General features: G+C 62.9%; 24 protein-coding genes. 23 read left to right on the top strand and 1 reads right to left on the bottom strand.

Annotated elements, in window-relative coordinates:
• Positions 1-87: 87 nt before the first annotated feature.
• The 3 genes from rpoC to NLM31_RS26820 all read left to right on the top strand — a co-directional run bounded on the left by rpoC (position 88) and on the right by NLM31_RS26820 (position 8,712).
• The gene (gene rpoC, locus NLM31_RS26830; protein ID WP_254132190.1) at positions 88-4,284 is read left to right on the top strand and encodes a DNA-directed RNA polymerase subunit beta'; all 4,197 of its coding nucleotides are present in this window, start codon (positions 88-90) and stop codon (positions 4,282-4,284) included.
• A 192-nt stretch (positions 4,285-4,476) separates the two neighbouring features.
• Positions 4,477-6,537: an FAD-dependent oxidoreductase gene (locus NLM31_RS26825; protein WP_254194195.1), complete on the top strand. Its 2,061-nt coding sequence runs from the start codon at positions 4,477-4,479 to the stop codon at positions 6,535-6,537.
• 135 nt (positions 6,538-6,672) lie between these two features.
• Positions 6,673-8,712, top strand: a complete 2,040-nt coding sequence (locus NLM31_RS26820; protein WP_254194194.1) for an ABC transporter ATP-binding protein — start codon at positions 6,673-6,675, stop codon at positions 8,710-8,712.
• On the opposite strand, the gene NLM31_RS26815 is transcribed toward NLM31_RS26820, so the two are convergent.
• The gene (locus NLM31_RS26815) at positions 8,619-9,878 is read right to left on the bottom strand and encodes an NAD(P)/FAD-dependent oxidoreductase (RefSeq protein WP_254194193.1); all 1,260 of its coding nucleotides are present in this window, start codon (positions 9,876-9,878) and stop codon (positions 8,619-8,621) included. The genes NLM31_RS26820 and NLM31_RS26815 overlap by 94 nt on opposite strands.
• A gap of 668 nt (positions 9,879-10,546) precedes the next feature.
• On the opposite strand from NLM31_RS26815, the gene rpsL reads away from it, so the two are divergent.
• From rpsL to rpsH, 20 genes are all read left to right on the top strand, one after another.
• A complete protein-coding gene (rpsL, locus tag NLM31_RS26810) occupies positions 10,547-10,918 on the top strand; it encodes a 30S ribosomal protein S12 (RefSeq protein WP_007603006.1) in 372 nt (123 codons plus the stop codon).
• 15 nt (positions 10,919-10,933) lie between these two features.
• Positions 10,934-11,404 (top strand): 30S ribosomal protein S7, encoded by a 471-nt coding sequence (gene rpsG, locus NLM31_RS26805; RefSeq protein ID WP_148750332.1) that lies wholly within the window; start codon positions 10,934-10,936, stop codon positions 11,402-11,404.
• A gap of 30 nt (positions 11,405-11,434) precedes the next feature.
• On the top strand, positions 11,435-13,507 hold the full coding sequence (fusA, locus tag NLM31_RS26800) for an elongation factor G (protein WP_254132186.1): 2,073 nt from the start codon (positions 11,435-11,437) through the stop codon (positions 13,505-13,507).
• A gap of 40 nt (positions 13,508-13,547) precedes the next feature.
• Positions 13,548-14,738: an elongation factor Tu gene (gene tuf / locus NLM31_RS26795; protein ID WP_212301602.1), complete on the top strand. Its 1,191-nt coding sequence runs from the start codon at positions 13,548-13,550 to the stop codon at positions 14,736-14,738.
• 82 nt (positions 14,739-14,820) lie between these two features.
• Positions 14,821-15,129: a 30S ribosomal protein S10 gene (rpsJ, locus tag NLM31_RS26790; RefSeq protein WP_002712302.1), complete on the top strand. Its 309-nt coding sequence runs from the start codon at positions 14,821-14,823 to the stop codon at positions 15,127-15,129.
• Positions 15,130-15,181: 52 nt separating this feature from the next.
• Positions 15,182-15,898, top strand: coding sequence for a 50S ribosomal protein L3 (rplC, locus tag NLM31_RS26785; RefSeq protein WP_254132185.1), 717 nt, complete (start codon positions 15,182-15,184; stop codon positions 15,896-15,898).
• A gap of 1 nt (position 15,899) precedes the next feature.
• Positions 15,900-16,520, top strand: coding sequence for a 50S ribosomal protein L4 (rplD, locus tag NLM31_RS26780; protein WP_011088150.1), 621 nt, complete (start codon positions 15,900-15,902; stop codon positions 16,518-16,520).
• A complete protein-coding gene (locus NLM31_RS26775; RefSeq protein ID WP_027535292.1) occupies positions 16,517-16,819 on the top strand; it encodes a 50S ribosomal protein L23 in 303 nt (100 codons plus the stop codon). The genes rplD and NLM31_RS26775 overlap by 4 nt, the downstream gene beginning before the upstream one ends.
• 12 nt (positions 16,820-16,831) lie before the next feature.
• Positions 16,832-17,665 carry a 50S ribosomal protein L2 gene (rplB, locus tag NLM31_RS26770; RefSeq protein WP_254132184.1) on the top strand — a complete coding sequence of 278 codons (834 nt, stop codon included), beginning with the start codon at positions 16,832-16,834 and terminating at the stop codon, positions 17,663-17,665.
• A 12-nt stretch (positions 17,666-17,677) separates the two neighbouring features.
• Complete coding sequence (gene rpsS, locus NLM31_RS26765) at positions 17,678-17,956, top strand: 30S ribosomal protein S19 (RefSeq protein WP_008136357.1); 279 nt, start codon at positions 17,678-17,680, stop codon at positions 17,954-17,956.
• Between the two features lie 10 nt (positions 17,957-17,966).
• The gene (gene rplV / locus NLM31_RS26760; protein WP_057745488.1) at positions 17,967-18,356 is read left to right on the top strand and encodes a 50S ribosomal protein L22; all 390 of its coding nucleotides are present in this window, start codon (positions 17,967-17,969) and stop codon (positions 18,354-18,356) included.
• 18 nt (positions 18,357-18,374) lie between these two features.
• Positions 18,375-19,100 (top strand): 30S ribosomal protein S3, encoded by a 726-nt coding sequence (gene rpsC / locus NLM31_RS26755; protein WP_254132183.1) that lies wholly within the window; start codon positions 18,375-18,377, stop codon positions 19,098-19,100.
• Positions 19,101-19,129: 29 nt separating this feature from the next.
• Positions 19,130-19,543: a 50S ribosomal protein L16 gene (rplP, locus tag NLM31_RS26750; protein WP_027535296.1), complete on the top strand. Its 414-nt coding sequence runs from the start codon at positions 19,130-19,132 to the stop codon at positions 19,541-19,543.
• 5 nt (positions 19,544-19,548) lie between these two features.
• Positions 19,549-19,755, top strand: a complete 207-nt coding sequence (rpmC, locus tag NLM31_RS26745) for a 50S ribosomal protein L29 (protein WP_027535297.1) — start codon at positions 19,549-19,551, stop codon at positions 19,753-19,755.
• 13 nt (positions 19,756-19,768) lie between these two features.
• Entirely contained in the window at positions 19,769-20,017 is a 249-nt protein-coding gene (gene rpsQ / locus NLM31_RS26740; RefSeq protein ID WP_057745481.1) for a 30S ribosomal protein S17, read from the top strand.
• Between the two features lie 84 nt (positions 20,018-20,101).
• Positions 20,102-20,470 (top strand): 50S ribosomal protein L14, encoded by a 369-nt coding sequence (rplN, locus tag NLM31_RS26735; protein WP_007603030.1) that lies wholly within the window; start codon positions 20,102-20,104, stop codon positions 20,468-20,470.
• Complete coding sequence (gene rplX, locus NLM31_RS26730) at positions 20,470-20,784, top strand: 50S ribosomal protein L24 (RefSeq protein WP_212235942.1); 315 nt, start codon at positions 20,470-20,472, stop codon at positions 20,782-20,784. The genes rplN and rplX overlap by 1 nt, the downstream gene beginning before the upstream one ends.
• Positions 20,777-21,334 (top strand): 50S ribosomal protein L5, encoded by a 558-nt coding sequence (gene rplE, locus NLM31_RS26725; RefSeq protein ID WP_011088141.1) that lies wholly within the window; start codon positions 20,777-20,779, stop codon positions 21,332-21,334. Before rplX ends, rplE begins: the two co-directional genes overlap by 8 nt.
• A gap of 46 nt (positions 21,335-21,380) precedes the next feature.
• The gene (gene rpsN, locus NLM31_RS26720) at positions 21,381-21,686 is read left to right on the top strand and encodes a 30S ribosomal protein S14 (RefSeq protein WP_057745473.1); all 306 of its coding nucleotides are present in this window, start codon (positions 21,381-21,383) and stop codon (positions 21,684-21,686) included.
• Between the two features lie 14 nt (positions 21,687-21,700).
• Complete coding sequence (rpsH, locus tag NLM31_RS26715) at positions 21,701-22,099, top strand: 30S ribosomal protein S8 (RefSeq protein ID WP_254132182.1); 399 nt, start codon at positions 21,701-21,703, stop codon at positions 22,097-22,099.
• Positions 22,100-22,115 lie beyond the last annotated feature (16 nt).

The raw sequence follows: 22,115 nt of genomic DNA, 5'->3' as shown, positions 1-22,115 counted from the left end.
CCCTCCCGATGCCTTGAGGGCAGGGCGCCCCGCTTGAGTGATTTTCGAATTTGCGGCCGGAGGCGACCGGTACGCGAGGAGAAGACGATGAACCAAGAAATTATGAATCTCTTTAATCCGACGACGCCGGCTCAGGTCTTCGACCAGATCCGCATCTCGATCGCGTCCCCGGAGAAGATTCTGTCCTGGTCCTACGGCGAGATCAAGAAGCCGGAGACCATCAACTACCGTACCTTCAAGCCCGAGCGCGACGGCCTGTTCTGCGCCCGCATCTTCGGGCCGATCAAGGACTACGAGTGCTTGTGCGGCAAGTACAAGCGCATGAAGTACAAGGGCATCATCTGCGAGAAGTGCTCGGTCGAGGTCACGCTGTCGCGCGTCCGGCGCGAGCGCATGGGCCATATCGAGCTCGCGGCTCCGGTCGCTCACATCTGGTTCCTGAAGTCGCTGCCGTCGCGCATCGGCCTGCTGCTCGACATGACGCTGAAGGATCTCGAGCGGATCCTCTACTTCGAATATTACGTCGTGCTCGAGCCGGGTCTCACCGCGCTGAAGGACCGTCAGCTGCTGTCGGAAGACGAGTATCTGAAGGCGCAGGACGAGTACGGCCAGGATTCCTTCACCGCCATGATCGGCGCAGAGGCGATCCGCGAGCTGCTCAAGGGCATGGACCTCGAGAAGCTCGAGCTGACCTTGCGTGCGGAGATGCAGGAGACCGACTCCGACATCAAGCACAAGAAGCTCGCCAAGCGCCTGAAGATCGTCGAAGCGTTCCGCCACTCCGGCAACAAGCCGGAATGGATGATCCTGACCGTCGTTCCCGTGATCCCGCCGGACCTGCGTCCGCTGGTGCCGCTGGACGGCGGCCGCTTCGCGACCTCGGACCTCAACGACCTCTACCGTCGCGTCATCAACCGCAACAACCGCTTGAAGCGGCTGATGGAGCTGCGCGCGCCCGACATCATCATCCGCAACGAGAAGCGCATGCTTCAGGAAGCGGTCGATGCGCTGTTCGACAACGGCCGCCGCGGCCGCGTCATCACCGGTGCCAACAAGCGCCCGCTGAAGTCGCTCGCCGACATGCTGAAGGGCAAGCAGGGCCGTTTCCGCCAGAACCTGCTCGGCAAGCGCGTCGACTATTCGGGCCGTTCGGTGATCGTGGTCGGTCCCGAGCTGCGCCTGCATCAGTGCGGCCTGCCGAAGAAGATGGCGCTCGAGCTGTTCAAGCCGTTCATCTATTCGCGGCTTGACGCCAAGGGCCTGTCCACCACCGTGAAGCAGGCGAAGAAGCTGGTCGAGAAGGAGCGGCCCGAGGTCTGGGACATCCTGGACGAGGTGATCCGCGAGCATCCCGTGCTGCTCAACCGCGCGCCGACGCTGCATCGCCTGGGCATCCAGGCGTTCGAGCCGGTGCTGATCGAGGGCAAGGCGATCCAGCTTCACCCGCTGGTCTGCTCCGCGTTCAACGCCGACTTCGACGGCGACCAGATGGCCGTGCACGTTCCGCTGTCGCTGGAAGCGCAGCTGGAAGCGCGCGTCCTGATGATGTCGACCAACAACATCCTGCATCCGGCGAACGGCCAGCCGATCATCGTGCCGTCGCAGGACATCGTGCTGGGTCTCTACTACGTCTCGATCATGCGCGAAGGCCTGCCCGGCGAGGGCAAGCTGTTCGGCGACATGGCCGAGCTCGAGCACGCCCTGCATGCGAAGGTCATCCACCTCCACACCAAGATCAAGTATCGGTGGGAAGGCATGGACGAGACCGGCAAGGTCTCCAAGCGCTGGATCGAGACCACCGCCGGCCGCGTCATGCTGGGCAATTTGCTGCCGCGGAACCCGCGCATCTCGTACGAGATCATCAACAAGCTGATGACCAAGCGCGAGATCTCCGGCGTCATCGACCAGGTCTACCGTCACTGCGGCCAGAAGGAGACTGTGATCTTCTGCGACCGCATCATGGCGCTCGGCTTCTACAATGCGTTCAAGGCCGGCATCTCGTTCGGCAAGGACGACATGGTCGTGCCGCACTCCAAGTGGAAGATCGTCGACACCACCCGTACGCTGGCGAAGGATTTCGAGCAGCAGTACAACGACGGCCTGATCACGCACGGCGAGAAGTACAACAAGGTCGTCGACGCCTGGTCGAAGGCGACCGAGGAAATCGCCAAGGCGATGATGAAGGAGATCTCCTCCACCAAGAAGACGGCGAGTGGAGCCGATGCCGACATCAACTCGATCTACATGATGGCTCACTCCGGTGCCCGCGGTTCGCCGGCCCAGATGCGCCAGCTCGCCGGCATGCGCGGCCTGATGGCCAAGCCGTCGGGTGAGATCATCGAGACGCCGATCATCTCGAACTTCAAGGAAGGCCTCTCGGTTCTCGAGTACTTCAACTCGACCCACGGTGCCCGTAAGGGCCTCGCGGACACCGCGTTGAAGACCGCGAACTCGGGTTACCTGACCCGTCGTCTGGTCGACGTCGCGCAGGACTGCATCATCACGCAGTCCGATTGCGGCACGAAGCTCGGCATCAAGATGCGCGCCATCGTCGATGCCGGCACCGTGGTCGCTTCGCTCGGTTCGCGCATCCTCGGACGCACGGCCTGCGAAGACATCCGTGACAGCTCCGGCAAGGTGATCATCAAGCGCGATACGCTGATGGAAGAGAGCCATCTGGACGCCATCCAGCAAGGTGGTGTGCAGGAGGTGAAGATCCGCTCGGCGCTGACCTGCGAACTCGTCAACGGCATCTGCGGCAAGTGCTACGGCCGCGATCTCGCCCGCGGCACGCCGGTCAACCACGGCGAAGCGGTCGGCGTCATCGCGGCGCAGTCGATCGGCGAGCCGGGCACCCAGCTCACCATGCGCACCTTCCACATCGGTGGTGCGGCGCAGCTCAACGAGCAGTCTTTCGTCGAAGCCAATTTCGACGGCAAGATCGTGATCCGGAACAAGGCCATCGCCCGCAACAGCGAAGGTCACCTGGTCGCGATGGTGCGCAACATGGTGGTCGCGATCGTCGATGCCGACGGCACCGAGCGTGCGACGCACCGTGTCCAGTACGGCGCGCGTCTGCACGTCGACGAGGGCGACATGGTCAAGCGTGGCCAGCGTATCGTCGAGTGGGATCCCTACACCCGTCCGCTGCTCACCGAAGTCGAAGGAACCATCGGCTTCGAGGATCTGGTCGAAGGGCAGTCGATCTCGGAAACGCTGGACGAGGCCACCGGTATCGCCAAGCGCGTGGTCATCGACTGGCGCTCGACCCGCGGCGGCGCGGACCTGCGTCCCGCCATCGTGGTCAAGGGCAAGGACGGCAAGGTGCTCAAGCTCGCCCGTGGCGGCGATGCCCGCTACATGCTGTCGGTCGACGGCATTCTGTCGGTCGACGTTGGTGCCAAGGTCAACCCGGGTGACATCCTCGCCCGTGTCTCGACCGAAAGCGCCAAGACGCGTGACATCACCGGCGGTCTGCCGCGGGTGGCGGAACTGTTCGAGGCTCGGCGTCCGAAGGATGCGGCGATCATCGCCGAAATCGCGGGCACCATCCGGTTTGGACGCGACTACAAGAACAAGCGTCGCATCTCGATCGAGCCGATGGACAAGACCGACGAGCCGCGCGAGTACCTGATCCCGAAGGGCAAGCACATCCACCTTCAGGACGGTGACGTCGTCGAAAAGGGCGACTTCATCGTGGAAGGCAACCCGGCGCCGCACGACATTCTTGCGGTCAAGGGCATCGAGGAGCTCGCGGCCTACCTGGTCAACGAAATCCAGGAGGTCTACCGGCTCCAGGGCGTGCTCATCAACGACAAGCACATCGAGGTGATTGTCCGTCAGATGCTCCAGAAGGTGGAAGTCACCGACCAGGGCGACACGGACATGATCTCCGGCGAGCAGGTCGACAAGATCGAGTTCGACGCGCTGAACGAGAAGGCCAAGGAAGAGGGCAAGAAGGTCGCTACGGGTACGCCGGTTCTGCTCGGCATCACCAAGGCGAGCCTCCAGACCCGTTCGTTCTTCTCGGCGGCCTCGTTCCAGGAGACCACCCGCGTCCTCACGGAAGCGGCAGTCAACGGCAAGGTCGATCCGCTCGAAGGCCTCAAGGAGAACGTCATCGTCGGCCGGCTGATCCCGGCGGGCACCGGCGCCTCCATGGCGAAGATCCGCGAAGTCGCGATGAAGCGCGACAAGCTGATCCTCGACGAGCGCGAGAAGCAGGCGGCCGTCGTGTCGCCCGCTCCGGAAGCCGAGCTTCCTGCGCTTCCGCCCGCGGAATGATGGTTCATCCGTAGGAATACCGAGGACAATGAAAAGGCCGGCGAAAGCCGGCCTTTTTGCTGCTTTGATTGCCTGTTGCGATGCAGGATCAACCTTTGTTCATCTTTCCTTCAGGCGCAAAAGCGCTTCTGCTAAGGGAACTTAGACCGGTGGTCCCGTGACGGGGGCAGGGCCGGAGACCACGGAACTGACATGCTTGATCTCGCAATCGTAGGCGGCGGCCCCGGCGGGCTGATGAGCGCCTGGTACCTGAAGCGCAAGCTCGGCGACCTCTGCCGCATCACCATCTATGAAGCCTCCGACCGCCTCGGCGGCAAGATCGTCACGCGCAAATTCGATTCCGCGCCGGCGATGTACGAGGCGGGCGTTGCGGAGATCTACGACTACTCGATGACGGGTCCCGATCCGCTGCGCGAGCTGATCCAGCATTTCGGCCTGCAGACCATTCCGATGGACGCCGAGCAGGTGCAGTTCGGCGGCGAGCTGCTCGACGACGTCGCCGGCATGCGGCGCAGATACGGCGCCAAGACTGCGGCTGCGATCGAACAGTTCCGCAAGCGCTGCGCCGACGAGATGTCGCCGATCGAATATTACGAGGGCGTCGGCGCGCACGACAACGAGAACCCCTGGGCCTACAAGACCGCCGAGCAGGTGCTCGACGAGGAGGTCAAGGACGAAATCGCAAAGCGCTTCTTCAAGGTGATGGCGCGCTCCGATATCGCGACCGAGAGCCACAACACCAACGGCCTCAACGCGCTCAAGAACTATCTGATGGATGTCGACGGCTATATCGGCCTCTATTCCATCCAGAACGGCAACGAGCAGCTGATCGAATGCCTGCAGTCGGAGGTCAACGCCGACATCCAGCTCAATCACCGCGTGCTCACCGTCGGCAAGGCGCCGACCGGCCGCTATCAGCTCAAGATGATGAACGGGAAGGGACCGGAGACGCGCGACTTCGATCTCGTGCTGGTTTGCCTGCCGCATTCCTGGCTCTCCACCGTCGGCTGGGAAGGCGAGCAGCTGCGCAAGTCGATGGTCAAGCACGTCTCTTATTTCGACCGTCCCGCGCATTATCTGCGCGTCTCGATCCTGTTTGATTCCCCGTTCTGGGGAGAGAAGATTCCCGGCGCCTGGTTCATGTCGGAAGCGTTCGGCGGCTGCTGCGTCTACAATGAGGGCGCGCGCCATGACGTCGGCAAGCACGGCGTCCTGAACTGGCTGATTCCCGGTTCCGATGCGCTGGCGTTCGCCAATCTGTCGGACCAGGAGCTGATCGATGCCGCGCTGAAATCGCTGCCGGCTTCGCTCGGCGATGCCCGTGCGCATTTCATGGAAGGCAAGATCCACCGCTGGCTGTCGTCGGTGAACGCGATACCGGGCGGTCTGCCCGTGCGCGACGTCATGACCAATCACCGGCCCGAACCGAAGGAACATCCCGGCATCGTCGTGGTCGGCGATTACCTGTTCGACTCCACGCTGAACGGCCTGCTCGATTCGTCGGACGCGGCGACCGATATCATCCTGACCGAGATGATGCGGCTGCGCCGCGAGCACGCCCAGGACGGCAAGCCGGTTTCGGACAAGATCGACCGCGACTATTTCGAGAACTATCGCGGCGTCGGGCCTTACAGCGAAGCGTGGCGGCAGTTCACCGATCCCGACTACCTTGCCAGGCTGATCGGCATCGTCTGGGGGAAGGCGAAGGGCGCGAAACTCCTGGTCGCGGGCTCGGCCAGCGGCGAGCTGGTCGGTGCGCTGCGCGATCGCGGCATCGATGCCTGGGGCATCGAGAACAACCGCGCCATCCACGCCAGGACGCCAAAGGCGCTGAAGAAGTACAACAAGCTGGGATCGATCCTGGACATGCCGTTCAAGGACGGCGCGTTCGACTACGTGTTCGAGACCAGCCTCTGCCACGTTGCCCCGAAGCAGGTGGTCCGCGCGATCCGCGAGTTGAACCGCGTGGTCAAGACCGGCCTCGTGTTCGGCTCGATCACCTCGGACATGGCCTCAGCCGTGATCGACCGCTACGATCTGCTGCGCGGGGTCAAGAAGCTCGGCACCTGGTGGGAATGGTCCGAACTGTTCTTCGGCAACGGCTTTGATCTGTCGATGCACCGCAAGGATTGCACCGATGCGCTCTGGGCGGCGACGCTCGCCGCCAACAAGGGCCCGGGCCAGTGGTATGCCGACGCCGATAGCTTGCGTTATTCCTTCTTCGACAAGGTCGAGGACGAAGACGACGACTAGCCTCACAAGGCGGATGAATTCGCCAATTGTTTTGCCGAATTCATCCTGATCGCATAGAATCGATGGCAGTAGCGGCGTTCCGCTATTTCTCTGGTTTCTCTGCGGTCAGGCCGGCCGTCAGCATCGGTTGGTTTCATGGCGTCCAAGCCTCTTTCTCCCGACAAACAGACGCTCGCCTCGCACGAGGCGGCCGAGCTCGAGGACAAGCTCGCCGCGGATCACAAGCCGGAGCTGGAAGACGACGAGGAAGACAAAGACGAGGACGACGACGAGCTTGAGCTCGACGACGATGATGACGAGGAGCTCGTCGTCTTTACCGCCCGCGAAGCCGCCGGCGCGCTCGCGACCATCCTGGGCTTCGTCAAGCCGTTCCTGTCCAACTACAAGCGCATCCTGGGCTATGTGGCGTTCGGCGTTCTGGTCGAGACGCTGTTCAACGTCATCATGCCGCTCAGCCTGAAGTACCTGATCGACGACGCGCTCGGCGAGGAGGATTTCCAGGCGCTGTACAAGATCCTCGGCGTGCTCGCGGCCGCCGGCATCTTCACCTCGATCGTCGCGGTCTGGTACGAGCGCTGGGACGCGCGGCTTGCCGCCTGCATCATCTCCGACGTCCGCAAGCGCCTGTTCGAGCACGTCCAGGACCTGCCGGCGGCCTATTTCGGCCGCACCAAGCGCGGCGAGATCCTGTCGCGCTTCTCGGTCGATCTCTCGGCCTTCGAAGGCTCGGTCAAGACCTTTGCCAACAGCGCCGCGCTGCCGTTCCTGGAGCTGATCGCCGGCATCATCCTGATGCTGTTCCTGAACTGGCAGCTCGCGGTGGTCGCGCTGCTGGTGTTCCCGATCACCCTGATCGGCCCGCGCATCCTGACGCCGAAGGCGGTGCAGGCCAATTACGAGCAGAAGCTCAACGAAAGCGCGCTGCTCGGCATGGTGCAGGAGAACGTGGCGGCGCAGGCCGTGATCAAGGCGTTCAGCCTGCAACGCAGGATGTTCGGCTTCTTCAATTTCCGCAACGACGAGACCCGCAACAGGATCGCCGCGGCTGCGTTCCTGTCGACCATGGTGGAGCGGACGGTCACCATCTCGGTGCTGCTGCTGCACCTCGTCGTGCTCGCGATCGGCGCCTATCTGGCGACCAAGGGCCAGATCACCATCGGCACCTTCGTCACCTTCGAGAGCGCGTTCTGGGAGGTCTCCTACAACATCGCCCACGTGATGCATTTCATCCCGGTGTCGATCTCCTCGGCCGCCGCCATCCGCCACATCCAGGAGTTGCTGGACGAGCCCACGCGCGGCGCCGATCGTCCCGGCGCGCCCGACCTGCCGCGCATCACCCACGACATCACCTTCGACCACGTCACGTTCCAGTACGATGGCGGCCAGACGCCGGTGCTGGACAATCTCAGCCTCAAGCTCAACGTCGGCAAGAGCATCGCCATCGTCGGCCCCTCCGGCTCAGGCAAGAGCACGCTGCTCAACCTGATCCTGCGGCTCTACGTCCCGGATGAGGGCCGCGTCTCGATCGACGGTGTCGACGTGCGCAAGGTGACGCTGGATTCGCTGCGCCGGAGCATGGCCGTGGTGTTCCAGGAGAACATGCTGTTCAACATGTCGATCCGCGAGAACATCCGGCTCGGCAAGGAAGGCGCGACCGACGAGGAGGTGGAGGAGGCCGCCAAGAAGGCCGAGATCCACCGCTACATCATGGGCCTGCCGCAGCGTTACGACACCCCGGTCGGCGAGCGCGGCGACACGCTCTCGGGCGGCCAGCGCCAGCGCATCGCGATCGCGCGCGCCATCATCCGCAATCCTTCCGTGCTGCTGCTCGACGAAGCCACCTCGGCACTCGACCAGACCACGGAGGCCGCGATCAACCGCACGTTGCTAAAGGTCGCCAAGGGCCGCACCATGATCTGGTCGACCCACCGCCTGACTTCGGTGGTCGAGATGGACGAGATCATCGTGATTTCAGGGGGCAGGGCGATCGAGCGCGGCTCTCATGCCGAGCTGCTCGCCAAGAACGGCACCTATCGCAAGCTATGGAACGACCAGATCCATCAGCCGCACGGCGCGGCCGCTCAGGCCGACGACGACAACGATGATGACGAAGACGACGAGGATGAGGACGACCTCGACGAGGATGATGAGGACGAGGACGACGAGGAGGAGTGACCGAGGAAGTTCGGCTCCAGGTGGACCACGCCTCCCAATCGCCGCAACAATCCTTGGGCTGACCACGCCATGAAGCGCGCCCAGCGCTGCGCGGTCCAGTAGGGGCTCGTCGCAATCGACACCGAGCGGAAGTCGAAGGCTTTTGCCGCCGACCATTCGTCGCAGGCCCGCTTGACCGGATCGGCGTAGAAGGCGGCGATCTTGTCCGCATCCATCCCGTCGGACGCCAGCCATTGCGGGATGTGGACGTTGCAGAGCCGTTCGACGTCGGTGAACACCTTGTCGCAGCCGGTGCCCGCGACCGGGCAGGAGGTCGCGAAGGCATCGCCCACCAGCACCACGCCGCTCTGGTGGGTGGCGTCATTCACATAGAGATCGACCGGACGGATCTTCAGCTCGCCCAAAATGTCGAAGGCGCCGGTGATGTGCTTGAGCCGCGGCAGGGCAGCGTCCAGCGTCGCGGCCGGCGCGCGGCGCAGCTCGCGCAGCCAGGGATCGTCGAAGCCGCGATACACGAACAGATTGGCGCGCATCCGCGTGCCGATCGGAAACAGCGTGATGTAGGGGATGCGGTCGCTCGGCCGCTCCGAGAAATAGGTCAGCGCCGGGAAGTCGAACGAATGCCGTCCGGCCGGCGCGACGTCGAACCCGATCGAGATCGAATGGCAGGCGCTGACGATATTTCGCGTGATGCCGAGCTGGTGGCGCAGGCCGACATTCAGGCCGTTGGCGAGCACGACAAGGCGGGCCGAGATCATCTCGTCATTGTCGAGCGCGATTCGCGAGCGCTCCGGGCTGGTCTCGACCGACACCGCCTTGGTCCAGATTCGCTCGACGGTTTCCGGAATCTCGTCGCGGATCGCGTTGACCAGGGAATCGTAGAGGATGTTGAACTGCCGGCTCGGCGCCTTGTCGAGGAGATGCCCGAACCGCGCGATCCAGTTCTCACTGGAGAAGGTCGCCCGGCGCAGCACTGAGTCGGCGATTCCGGTCCGCTGGAATCGCTCGACCTGGCCATGACCGCTCAGCTTTTCGACGCGAAAATCGGCCGGATAGGTCTCGTGCGGGTCGATCAGCACCGCCGAAATGCCGGCACGCCCGAGCATCGCGGCGGCAGTCGAACCGGCAAGTCCCCCGCCAATGATGGCAATATCCGTGTACCGCATGGCGTCTGTCTCTGCCGGAGAGGGCAGATTGACGCATCAAGAGGAAAAAAAGCCTTAGCGCGGGTTATAAAAGTATATTTCTCCCGGATATAAATGCGGTTGGGGCTGGCGGAACCGGGGCTTCGTTCCCATATTCGGGAGGCGCGGTGAGGGGGCCAGGCAGGCGATTTCGAAAGGCGCGAGAAGCGCTTTCGGACTGTCGTTTCGCCTTGACTTGAGCGATTCTCACTTATAGAAAGCGCCTCACTTAACGACAGGCGGTGAGCATTGCCAACGTCGGAACGGGCCACCCGTTGATCCCCAGGGGTCGCTAAAGCGGGCACCAACCTCGACGAATGCCGCTCAAACGCTGTCGATAATAGCTAGGCAATGCCAGTGCGATTTTAGGCCTCTCGAGCATGTTCTCCTGAGACCGAATTCGGATGCATGACCTCAGTGCGCGGGCCGCGGCTTTACGCTGATCGGCCTCAATACTGCGGTCCTCTGTGGCGTCGAAGCGCTTTCCACTCAGCAATGAGCGGTTGGCGCGATTTCGCTTTGTGCGGATTGTTCCGTGCGAGGTGGGCCCCGTCGAACGGGTAGTGCGACAAGAATTTGCGGTCCCGGGAACGGGCCGCGGCAAGACAGCGGACCCGCGAGGGACCGCGATAACGAAGGGTAAGGCCAGGATGCCGACGATCAACCAGCTGATCGCTCAACCGCGTGAAGTGCAGAAGTCGCGCAAGAAGGTGCCGGCGCTGCAGCAGTCGCCGCAGAAGCGTGGTGTTTGCACCCGCGTCTACACCACGACCCCGAAGAAGCCGAACTCGGCGCTTCGTAAGGTCGCCAAGGTGCGCCTGACCAACGGGTTCGAGGTGATCGGCTACATCCCGGGTGAGGGCCATAACCTTCAGGAGCACTCGGTGGTCATGATCCGCGGCGGTCGCGTCAAGGACTTGCCCGGCGTGCGCTATCACATCCTCCGCGGCGTTCTGGATACCCAGGGCGTCAAGAACCGTAAGCAGCGTCGTTCGAAGTACGGCGCAAAGCGTCCGAAGTAAGCGGGAACCAGCTCAATGTCTCGTCGCCACTCAGCGGAAAAGCGCGAAGTTCTTCCCGATCCGAAGTTCGGGAACATCATCGTCACGAAGTTCATGAACTCGGTGATGTACGCCGGCAAGAAGTCGGTCGCCGAAGGCATCGTCTACGGTGCGTTCGGTCTCATCGAAAGCAAGACCAAGCAGAACCCGCTCGGCGTGTTCGAGCAGGCACTCGAGAACGTCATGCCGACGATCGAAGTGCGCTCCCGCCGCGTCGGTGGCGCGACCTACCAGGTTCCGGTCGAGGTTCGCTCGGTGCGCCGTCAGGCGCTGGGCATCCGCTGGCTGATCTCGGCTGCGCGCGAGCGCAACGAGAAGACGATGACCGAGCGGCTTTCGGCCGAGCTCCTGGACGCGTCGAACAACCGCGGCAACGCCGTCAAGAAGCGTGAAGATGTGCACCGGATGGCCGAAGCCAACCGCGCCTTCTCGCACTATCGCTGGTAACGGCGACACACGGAATCTAAGGAACAGCCCATGCCTCGCGTTCATGCCATAGAGAACTACCGCAATTTCGGTATCATGGCGCATATCGATGCCGGCAAGACCACGACCACCGAGCGCATCCTCTATTACACCGGCAAGAGCCACAAGATCGGCGAAGTGCACGAAGGTGCCGCGACGATGGACTGGATGGAGCAGGAGCAGGAGCGTGGCATCACGATCACCTCGGCTGCGACCACCGCCTTCTGGGCCGGCAAGCGCCTGAACATCATCGACACCCCCGGCCACGTCGACTTCACCATCGAAGTCGAGCGTTCGCTGCGCGTGCTCGACGGCGCCGTCTGCGTGCTCGACTCGAACCAGGGCGTTGAGCCCCAGACCGAGACCGTCTGGCGCCAGGGCGACAAGTACAAGGTTCCGCGCATCGTCTTCGCCAACAAGATGGACAAGACCGGCGCCGACTTCTTCAAGTGCCTGGCCGACATCGTCGACCGCCTCGGCGCCAAGCCGATCGCGATCCAGCTTCCGATCGGTGCCGAGAACAACTTCAAGGGTCTCGTCGACCTCGTGAAGATGCAGGGCATCATCTGGAACGATGAATCGCTCGGCGCGAAGTTCGACTATGTCGACATCCCGGAAGATCTGGTCGAGCAGGCCAAGGAATATCGCGAGAAGATGGTGGAAGCCGCCGTCGAGCTCGACGACGACGCCATGGCTGCCTATCTCGACGGCAAGGAGCCGGACGAAGAGACGCTGAAGCGGCTGATCCGCAAGGCGGTGCTGACCGGCGCGTTCTATCCCGTGCTGTGCGGCTCGGCCTTCAAGAACAAGGGCGTGCAGCCGCTGCTCGACGCCGTCGTCGATTATCTGCCGTCGCCGATCGACGTGCCCGCGATCAAGGGCACCGATGATTCCGGCAACGAAGTCGTGCGCAAGGCGGACGACAAGGAGCCGCTCGCGCTGCTCGCGTTCAAGATCATGGACGATCCGTTCGTCGGCACCATCACCTTCTGCCGCATCTACTCCGGTATTTTGCAGAGCGGCACCGGCGTCGTGAACTCGACCCGCGAGAAGAAGGAGCGCATCGGGCGCATGCTGCTGATGCATGCGAACAACCGCGAAGACATCAAGGAAGCCTATGCCGGCGACATCGTCGCGCTGGCCGGCCTGAAGGAAGCGCGCACCGGTGACACGCTGTGCGATCCCGACAAGCAGGTGATCCTGGAAAAGATGGAATTCCCCGAGCCGGTCATCGAGATCGCGATCGAGCCGAAGTCCAAGGCCGACCAGGAAAAGCTGGGCGTGGCGCTGGCGAAGCTCGCTGCGGAGGATCCGTCCTTCCGCGTCTCGACCGACCAGGAGTCCGGCCAGACCATCCTCAAGGGCATGGGCGAACTCCATCTCGACATCAAAGTCGACATCCTCCGCCGCACCTACAAGGTCGATGCCAACATCGGCGCGCCGCAGGTTGCGTTCCGTGAGCGCGTCACCAAGAAGGCCGAGGTCAAGTACACCCACAAGAAGCAGACCGGCGGTACCGGTCAGTTCGCGGAAGTGTCGATCGTGGTCGAGCCGAACGAACCCGGCAAGGGCTACGAGTTCGAGTCCAAGATCGTCGGCGGTGCGGTTCCGAAGGAATACATCCCCGGCGTGGAAAAGGGCCTCAACAGCGTGATGAGCTCTGGCGTGGTCGCGGGCTTCCCCGTGGTCGACGTCAAGGTTCAGCTCGTCGACGGCAAGTATCACGACGTCGACTCGTCGGCGCTCGCCTTCGAAATCGCATCGCGCGCGGCTTTCCGCGAAGCGCTGCAGAAGGGCAAGTCCGTCCTGCTCGAGCCGATCATGAAGGTCGAAGTGGTGACCCCGGAAGACTACACCGGCTCGGTCATCGGCGACCTGAATTCCCGGCGCGGTCAGATCCAGGGGCAGGACATGCGCGGCAACGCCAACGTCATCAACGCGATGGTGCCGCTCATGAACATGTTCGGTTACGTGAACAACCTGCGCTCGATGAGCCAGGGGCGCGCGACCTTCACCATGCAGTTCGACCACTACGCAGAAGCGCCGGCTAACGTGTCGGCAGAAGTCCAGAAGAAGTTTGCCTGATTGTCGTCGGTCACGAACTGACGATTGAACGGAGAGTCAAATGGCCAAAGCTAAGTTTGAACGTAACAAGCCGCACTGCAACATCGGTACCATCGGTCACGTCGACCATGGCAAGACGTCGCTGACCGCGGCGATCACCAAGGTTCTCGCCGAAGCCGGCGGTGCGACGTTCACCGCGTACGACCAGATCGACAAGGCGCCGGAAGAGAAGGCGCGCGGCATCACCATCTCGACCGCGCACGTCGAGTACGAGACGCCGAACCGCCACTACGCCCACGTCGACTGCCCCGGCCACGCCGACTACGTGAAGAACATGATCACCGGCGCCGCCCAGATGGACGGTGCAATCCTGGTCGTGTCGGCTGCTGACGGCCCGATGCCGCAGACCCGCGAGCACATCCTGCTCGCCCGCCAGGTCGGCGTTCCCGCGCTCGTCGTGTTCCTCAACAAGTGCGACATGGTCGACGATCCGGAACTGCTCGAGCTCGTCGAGCTCGAAGTCCGCGAACTGCTCTCCAAGTACGACTTCCCGGGCGACAAGATCCCGATCATCAAGGGTTCGGCGCTCGCCGCTCTCGAAGATTCGGACAAGAAGCTCGGCCACGACGCCATCATCGAGCTGATGAAGAACGTCGACAGCTACATCCCGCAGCCGGAGCGTCCGATCGATCAGCCGTTCCTGATGCCGGTTGAAGACGTGTTCTCGATCTCGGGCCGCGGCACCGTCGTGACCGGCCGTGTCGAGCGCGGCATCGTCAAGGTCGGCGAGGAAATCGAGATCGTCGGTCTCCGTGCGACCCAGAAGACCACCGTCACCGGCGTCGAAATGTTCCGCAAGCTGCTCGATCAGGGCCAGGCCGGCGACAACATCGGTGCGCTGCTCCGCGGCACCAAGCGCGAAGACGTCGAGCGCGGCCAGGTGCTGTGCAAGCCGGGTTCGGTCAAGCCGCACACCAAGTTCAAGGCTGAGGCTTACATCCTCACCAAGGAAGAGGGCGGTCGCCACACCCCGTTCTTCACCAACTACCGTCCGCAGTTCTACTTCCGCACCACCGACGTGACCGGTGTCGTGCATCTGCCGGAAGGTACCGAGATGGTGATGCCGGGCGACAACATCGCGATGGAAGTGCACCTGATCGTGCCGATCGCGATGGAAGAGAAGCTCCGCTTCGCGATCCGCGAAGGTGGCCGCACCGTCGGCGCCGGCGTCGTCGCTTCGATCATCGAGTAATTACGAGAATAGGGACCGGCGAGTAGCGAATGGTGACATTCGCTATTCGCTATTCGCCACCCAACGAAGAGAGACCACGGCAATGAACGGCCAAAATATTCGCATCCGTCTCAAAGCGTTCGACCATCGTATCCTCGATACGTCGACCCGCGAGATCGTGAACACGGCGAAGCGCACCGGTGCGCAGGTCCGCGGACCCATTCCGCTGCCCACCCGCATCGAAAAGTTCACCGTCAACCGTTCGCCCCACGTCGACAAGAAGAGCCGCGAACAGTTCGAGATGCGCACTCACAAGCGTCTGCTCGACATCGTCGATCCGACCCCGCAGACCGTCGATGCTTTGATGAAGCTCGACCTGGCCGCCGGTGTCGACGTCGAGATCAAGCTCTAAGATTTTGGATCACGTTCGCACCTAGCGGACAGAAAGAACAGGAAGCACGCCGATGCGCTCCGGAGTGATCGCACAAAAGGTCGGGATGACGCGGGTCTTTACAGAGGCCGGCGAACATATCCCCGTGACCGTGCTGAAGCTCGGCAATTGCCAGGTCGTAGGCCACCGCACTGAAGAGAAGAACGGTTATGTCGCGCTCCAGCTTGGTTCTGGCAGCCGCAAGACCGTGTACATGCCCAAGGCAGAACGCGGCCAGTTCGCGGTCGCCAAGGTCGAGCCGAAGCGGCAGGTCGAGGAGTTCCGCGTTTCCGCGGACGCCATGATCCCCGTGGGCGCCGAGATCCTCGCCGACCACTTCGTCGTCGGCCAGTTCGTCGACGTCACCGGCACCTCGGTCGGTAAGGGCTTCGCCGGCGGTATGAAGCGCTGGAACTTCGGCGGTCTGCGCGCCACGCACGGTGTGTCGATCTCGCACCGTTCGATCGGTTCGACCGGTGGTCGTCAGGACCCCGGCAAGACCTGGAAGAACAAGAAGATGCCCGGCCACATGGGTGTCGATCGCATCACCACGCTCAACCTCCGCGTCGTTCAGCTCGACGTCGAGCGTGGCCTGATCCTCGTCGAAGGCGCCGTTCCCGGCTCCAAGGGCGGCTGGATCCGCGTGCGCGACGCCGTCAAGAAGCCGCTGCCGAAGGACGCTCCGAAGCCCGGCAAGTTCAAGGTTGCGGGCGGCGAAGCCGAGGCTGCGGCCCAGCAAGAGGGTGCGTGAGATGGAATTGAAGGTCACCACGCTCGAAGGTAAGGAAGCCGGCTCGGTCCAGCTTTCCGACGCCATTTTCGGCCTCGAGCCGCGCCAGGACATCATTGCACGTTGCGTGCAGTGGCAGCTGAACAAGCGTCAGGCCGGTACCCACAAGGCCAAGGGCCGCGCCGAAATCTGGCGCACCGGCAAGAAGATGTACAAGCAGAAGGGCACCGGCGGTGCTCGTCACGGCTCGGCCCGCGTGCCGCAGTTCCGCGGCGGTGGTCGTGCCTTCGGTCCGGTGGTGCGTTCGCACGCCACCGACCTGCCCAAGAAGGTCCGTGCGCTCGCTCTCAAGCACGCCCTCTCGGCCAAGGCCAAGGACGGCGATCTGCTCGTGATCGACAAGGCCGCGCTGGAAGCCGCCAAGACCAAGGCGCTGCTCGGTCACTTCTCGGGCCTCGGCCTGACCAACGCGCTGATCATCGACGGTGCCGAGCTCAACAACGGCTTTGCCGCTGCGGCCCGCAACATCCCGAACATGGACGTGCTGCCGATCCAGGGCATCAACGTCTATGACATCCTGCGCCGTCAGAAGCTCGTTCTGACCAAGGCCGCCATCGATGCGCTGGAGGCGCGCTTCAAATGACGAAGAACATCGAGGCTCGCCATTACGACGTGATCGTCGCTCCGGTCGTCACCGAAAAGGCGACGCTGGCGTCCGAGCACAACAAGGTTCTGTTCAAGGTGGCCGCGAAGGCGACCAAGCCGCAGATCAAGGAAGCGATCGAGAAGCTGTTTGACGTCAAGGTCAAGAGCGTCAACACGCTGGTCCGCAAGGGCAAGACCAAGGTCTTCCGCGGCAACCTCGGCTCGCAGTCGAACACCAAGCGCGCGATCGTGACCCTCGAAGAGGGTCATCGGATCGACGTGACCACCGGTCTGTAAGGTCGCACGACGATGGCACTGAAGAAATTCAATCCCACGACACCGGGCCAGCGCCAGCTGGTCATGGTCGATCGTTCAGCCCTCTACAAGGGCAAGCCGGTCAAGGCGCTCACCGAGGGCAAGCACTCCTCGGGTGGCCGCAACAACACCGGTCGCATTACCGTGCGCTTCCGTGGCGGCGGTCACAAGCAGACCCTGCGCATCGTCGACTTCAAGCGCGACAAGGTGGATGCGCCGGCGACCGTCGAGCGGCTGGAATACGATCCGAACCGCACCGCGTTCATCGCGCTGGTCAAGTACGAAGACGGCACCCAGGCCTATATCCTGGCGCCGCAGCGTCTGGCGGTCGGCGATTCCGTGATTGCCGGCAACTACGTCGACGTGAAGCCGGGCAACGTCATGCCGCTCGGCAACATGCCGGTCGGCACGATCATCCATAACATCGAGGTCAAGATCGGGAAGGGCGGCCAGCTCGCCCGTTCCGCCGGCACCTACGCGCAGCTGGTCGGCCGCGACCAGGACTACGTCATCATCCGCCTGAACTCGGGTGAGCAGCGCCTGGTGCACGGCCGTTGCCGCGGCACGATCGGTGCGGTGTCGAACCCGGACCACATGAACACCTCGATCGGCAAGGCCGGCCGCAACCGTTGGCTGGGCCGCAAGCCGCATAACCGCGGCGTTTCGATGAACCCGATCGACCATCCGCACGGCGGTGGTGAAGGTCGTACCTCGGGCGGTCGTCACCCGGTTACTCCGTGGGGCAAGCCGACCAAGGGCAAGAAGACCCGCAGCAACAAGTCGACCAACAAATTCATTCTCCTAAGCCGCCACAAGCGGAAGAAGTAAGGAACGACGGACATGGTTCGTTCAGTCTGGAAAGGCCCGTTCGTCGAGGGTTCTCTGCTCAAGAAGGCAGATGCCGCGCGCGCGTCCGGCCGTCACGACGTCATCAAGATCTGGAGCCGTCGCTCGACGATCCTGCCGCAGTTCGTCGGCCTGACCTTCGGCGTCTACAACGGTCAGAAGCACGTGCCGGTGGCCGTCAACGAGGAAATGGTCGGTCACAAGTTCGGCGAGTTCTCGCCGACCCGGACCTTCCATGGCCACTCCGGCGACAAGAAAGCCAAGAAGGCTTGAGGATTAAACGATGAGCAAACCTAAGCGCGAACGGAGCCTCGCCGAGAACGAGGCCAAGGCGGTCGCCCGGATGCTGCGGGTGAGCCCGCAGAAGCTCAACCTGGTCGCCCAGCTCATTCGCGGCCGGAAGGCTTCCGCTGCGCTCGCCGACCTGCAGTTTTCGCGCAAGCGGATCGCGGTTGACGTGAAGAAGTGCCTGGAATCGGCTATCGCCAATGCCGAGAACAACCACGACCTCGACGTTGACGATCTCGTCGTGGCGCAGGCCTTCGTCGGCAACGGCCTCGTGATGAAGCGCTTTGCCGCCCGCGGCCGTGGCCGCTCGGGCCGTGTCTACAAACCATTTTCGCAGCTGACGATCATTGTTCGTCAGGTCGAAGCCGAAGCAGCAGCGGCTTAAGGGTCGCAGGAGAAAACGATGGGTCAAAAGATCAATCCGATCGGTCTGCGTCTCGGCATCAACCGGACCTGGGATTCCCGCTGGTTCGCCGGTAAGCAGGAATACGGCAAGCTGCTGCACGAGGACGTCAAGATCCGCGAGATCCTGCACAAGGAGCTCAAGCAGGCGGCCGTCGCCCGCATCGTGATCGAGCGTCCGCACAAGAAGTGCCGCGTCACCATCCACTCGGCTCGTCCGGGCGTGGTGATCGGCAAGAAGGGCGCCGACATCGACAAGCTTCGCAAGAAGGTCGCGGACATCACCTCGTCCGACGTCGTCATCAACATCGTCGAAATCCGCAAGCCGGAGCTCGATGCGACGCTGGTGGCCGAGTCGATCGCGCAGCAGCTCGAGCGCCGCGTGGCGTTCCGCCGCGCCATGAAGCGCGCCGTTCAGTCGGCGATGCGTCTCGGCGCGGAAGGCATCCGCATCAACTGCTCGGGTCGTCTGGGCGGTGCGGAAATCGCGCGCATGGAGTGGTATCGGGAAGGTCGCGTGCCGCTGCACACGCTGCGCGCCGACATCGACTACGGCGTTGCGACCGCGTTCACGACCTTCGGCACCTGCGGCGTCAAGGTCTGGATCTTCAAGGGTGAGATCCTCGAGCACGATCCGATGGCCCAGGACAAGAGAATGGCCGAAGGCGAGACGGGTGGTAGCAGCGATCGTGGTGGCCGTGGGCGCCGCGACACGGCTGCAGCCTGATCGACCTGAGAATTTGAGGGCTTAAAGCCATGATGCAACCTAAGAAAACGAAGTTCCGGAAGGCGCATAAGGGCCGGATTCACGGCGTTGCGACTTCGGGCGCGACGTTGGCATTCGGCCAGTTCGGCCTGAAGGCAACCGAGCCTGAGCGCGTCACTGCGCGTCAGATCGAGGCTGCCCGCCGCGCGCTGACCCGCCACATGAAGCGCGCCGGCCGCGTCTGGATCCGCGTGTTCCCCGACGTTCCGGTGTCGAAGAAGCCGGCCGAAGTCCGCATGGGCTCCGGCAAGGGTTCGCCGGAATTGTGGGTCGCCCGCGTCAAGCCGGGCCGGGTGCTGTTCGAGATCGACGGCGTCAACACCCAGACGGCGCGCGAAGCGCTGACGCTCGCGGCCGCCAAGCTGCCGATCAAGACGCGCTTCGTCGAGCGCATTGCGGAGTAATGGTCATGGCCCAGATGAAGATCGAAGACATCCGCGCGATGAGCCCCGACCAGCAGGACGACGCCGTCCTGAACCTGAAGAAGGAGCGCTTCAACCTGCGCTTCCAGCGTGCCACCGGGCAGCTCGAGAACACCTCGCGCCTGCGCGAGGCCCGTCGTGACATCGCCCGGATCAAGACCGTCGCCGCGCAAGCGCGCGCGAAGAAGAAGTAAGGGGCTAACGGATATGCCGAAACGTACTTTGCAAGGCGTGGTCGTCAGCGACAAGACTGCCAAGACCGTCGTGGTGCGCGTCGATCGCCGCTTCACGCATCCGATCTACAAGAAGACGATCCGCCGTTCGAAGAACTACCACGCGCACGACGAGAACAACGAGTTCAAGCCGGGCGACATGGTTTGGATCGAAGAGACGAAGCCGATTTCGAAGTTGAAGTGCTGGATCGTGATCCGGGGCGAACACAAGAAAAGCGCCTGATCTGTTGGCCTTGGCCGACTGACTTCAGGGAAATGTTGAGCGCCGGCTAGGCTGGCGCAAAGAGAAAGAGGACGAGGTGCATCAATGATTCAGATGCAGACCAACCTCGACGTGGCCGATAATTCTGGCGCACGCCGTGTCATGTGTATCAAGGTGCTCGGAGGCTCCAAGCGCCGCTACGCCACGATCGGCGACATCATTGTCGTCTCGATCAAGGAAGCCATTCCGCGTGGCAAGGTGAAGAAGGGCGACGTGATGAAGGCCGTCGTGGTGCGTGTCCGCAAGGACATCCGCCGCGCTGACGGTTCGGTCATCCGCTTCGACCGCAACGCCGCCGTTCTGATCAACAATCAGTCCGAGCCGGTCGGCACCCGTATCTTCGGGCCCGTGCCGCGCGAGCTGCGCGCCAAGAACCACATGAAGATCATTTCGCTCGCGCCGGAGGTGCTGTGATGGCTGCGAAGATCCGCAAGGGCGACAAGGTCGTCGTGCTGACCGGCCGCGACAAGGGTCGCAGCGGCGAAGTGTTCGAGGTGCGGCCCGAGGCCGGCACGGCCCTCGTGCGCGGCATCAACATGGTCAAGCGTCACCAGAAGCAGACGCAGGCCCAGGAGGGCGGCATCATCTCGAAAGAGGCGCCGATCCAACTGTCCAACATCGCGTATGTCGGCAAGGATGGAAAGCCGACCCGCGTCGGATTCAAGATTCTGGCGGACGGCAAGAAGGTCCGCATCGCCAAGAGCTCGGGAGCTGAGATCGATGGCTGAGGCCGCTTACACCCCGCGCCTGCGCGCGGAATACGACGCGAAGATCCGCACGGCCATGACCGAGAAGTTCGGTTATGAGAACGTGATGCAGGTTCCGCGCCTGGACAAGGTCGTGCTGAACATGGGCGTTGGCGATTCCGTCAACGACCGCAAGAAGGCCGAGACCGCCGCTGCCGAGCTGACCCAGATCGCCGGCCAGAAGGCGATCGTGACCTACTCGCGTATCGCGATCGCGACCTTCAAGCTGCGTGAAAATCAGCCGATCGGCTGCAAGGTCACGCTGCGCAAGGCCCGCATGTACGAGTTCATCGATCGCCTGGTGACGGTCGCGCTGCCGCGCGTCCGCGACTTCCGCGGCCTGAACCCGAAGAGCTTTGACGGCCGCGGCAACTACTCGCTCGGCATCAAGGAGCACATCATTTTCCCCGAGATCGACTTCGACAAGGTCACGGAAGCCCGCGGTATGGACATCACCGTCTGCACCACGGCCAAGACCGACGAAGAGGCGAGGGCCTTGTTGACCGCTTTCAATTTCCCGTTCCGGCAGTGAGACGCTGACCTAAAGCCTCTCAAACGCGGATACCCAGGAGCCAAGCATGGCAAAGAAGAGTTCAGTCGAGAAGAACAACCGGCGCAAGCGGATGGTGAAGAACGCCGCCCCGAAGCGCGAGCGGTTGAAGGCGATCATCGCCGACAAGACGCTGCCGATGGAAGAGCGGTTCGCCGCGACCCTGAAGCTGGCGGAAATGCCGCGCAATTCGTCGGCCACCCGCATCCGTCTGCGTTGCGAGCTGTCGGGCCGCCCGCGCTCGAACTATCGCAAGAACAAGCTGTCCCGTATCGCGCTCCGCGACCTTGGCTCCAAGGGCATGGTCCCGGGCCTCGTGAAGTCGAGCTGGTAAGGAGGGTCGTTTAGATGTCTACGCACGATCCAATCAGCGATCTGATCACCCGCATCCGCAATGCGCAGCTGCGTTCCAAGAGCAAGGTCTCCACGCCCGGCTCGAAGATGCGCGAGAACGTGCTCGAAGTGCTGAAGAGCGAAGGCTACATCCGCGGCTTCGCCACGGTCGAGCACGCCTCGGGCCGCAGCGAGATCGAGATCGAGCTGAAGTATTTCGACGGCGAGCCCGTCATCCGCGAGATCGAACGAGTCTCCAAGCCCGGGCGTCGTGTCTACGCCTCGGTGAAGGCTCTGCCGCGGGTCAATAACGGACTCGGTATTTCGGTGTTGTCGACGCCGAAGGGGATCATGGCCGACCACAGTGCGCGTGAAGCGAACGTGGGCGGTGAAGTCCTCTTCACGGTGTTCTGAGAAGGATTTTTGATCC

This window comes from Bradyrhizobium sp. CCGUVB4N, assembly GCF_024199945.1.
GTDB lineage: Bacteria > Pseudomonadota > Alphaproteobacteria > Rhizobiales > Xanthobacteraceae > Bradyrhizobium.
The sequence above is the reverse complement of the archived record's forward strand: the minus strand, read 5'-3'. Positions and strand labels throughout refer to the sequence as shown.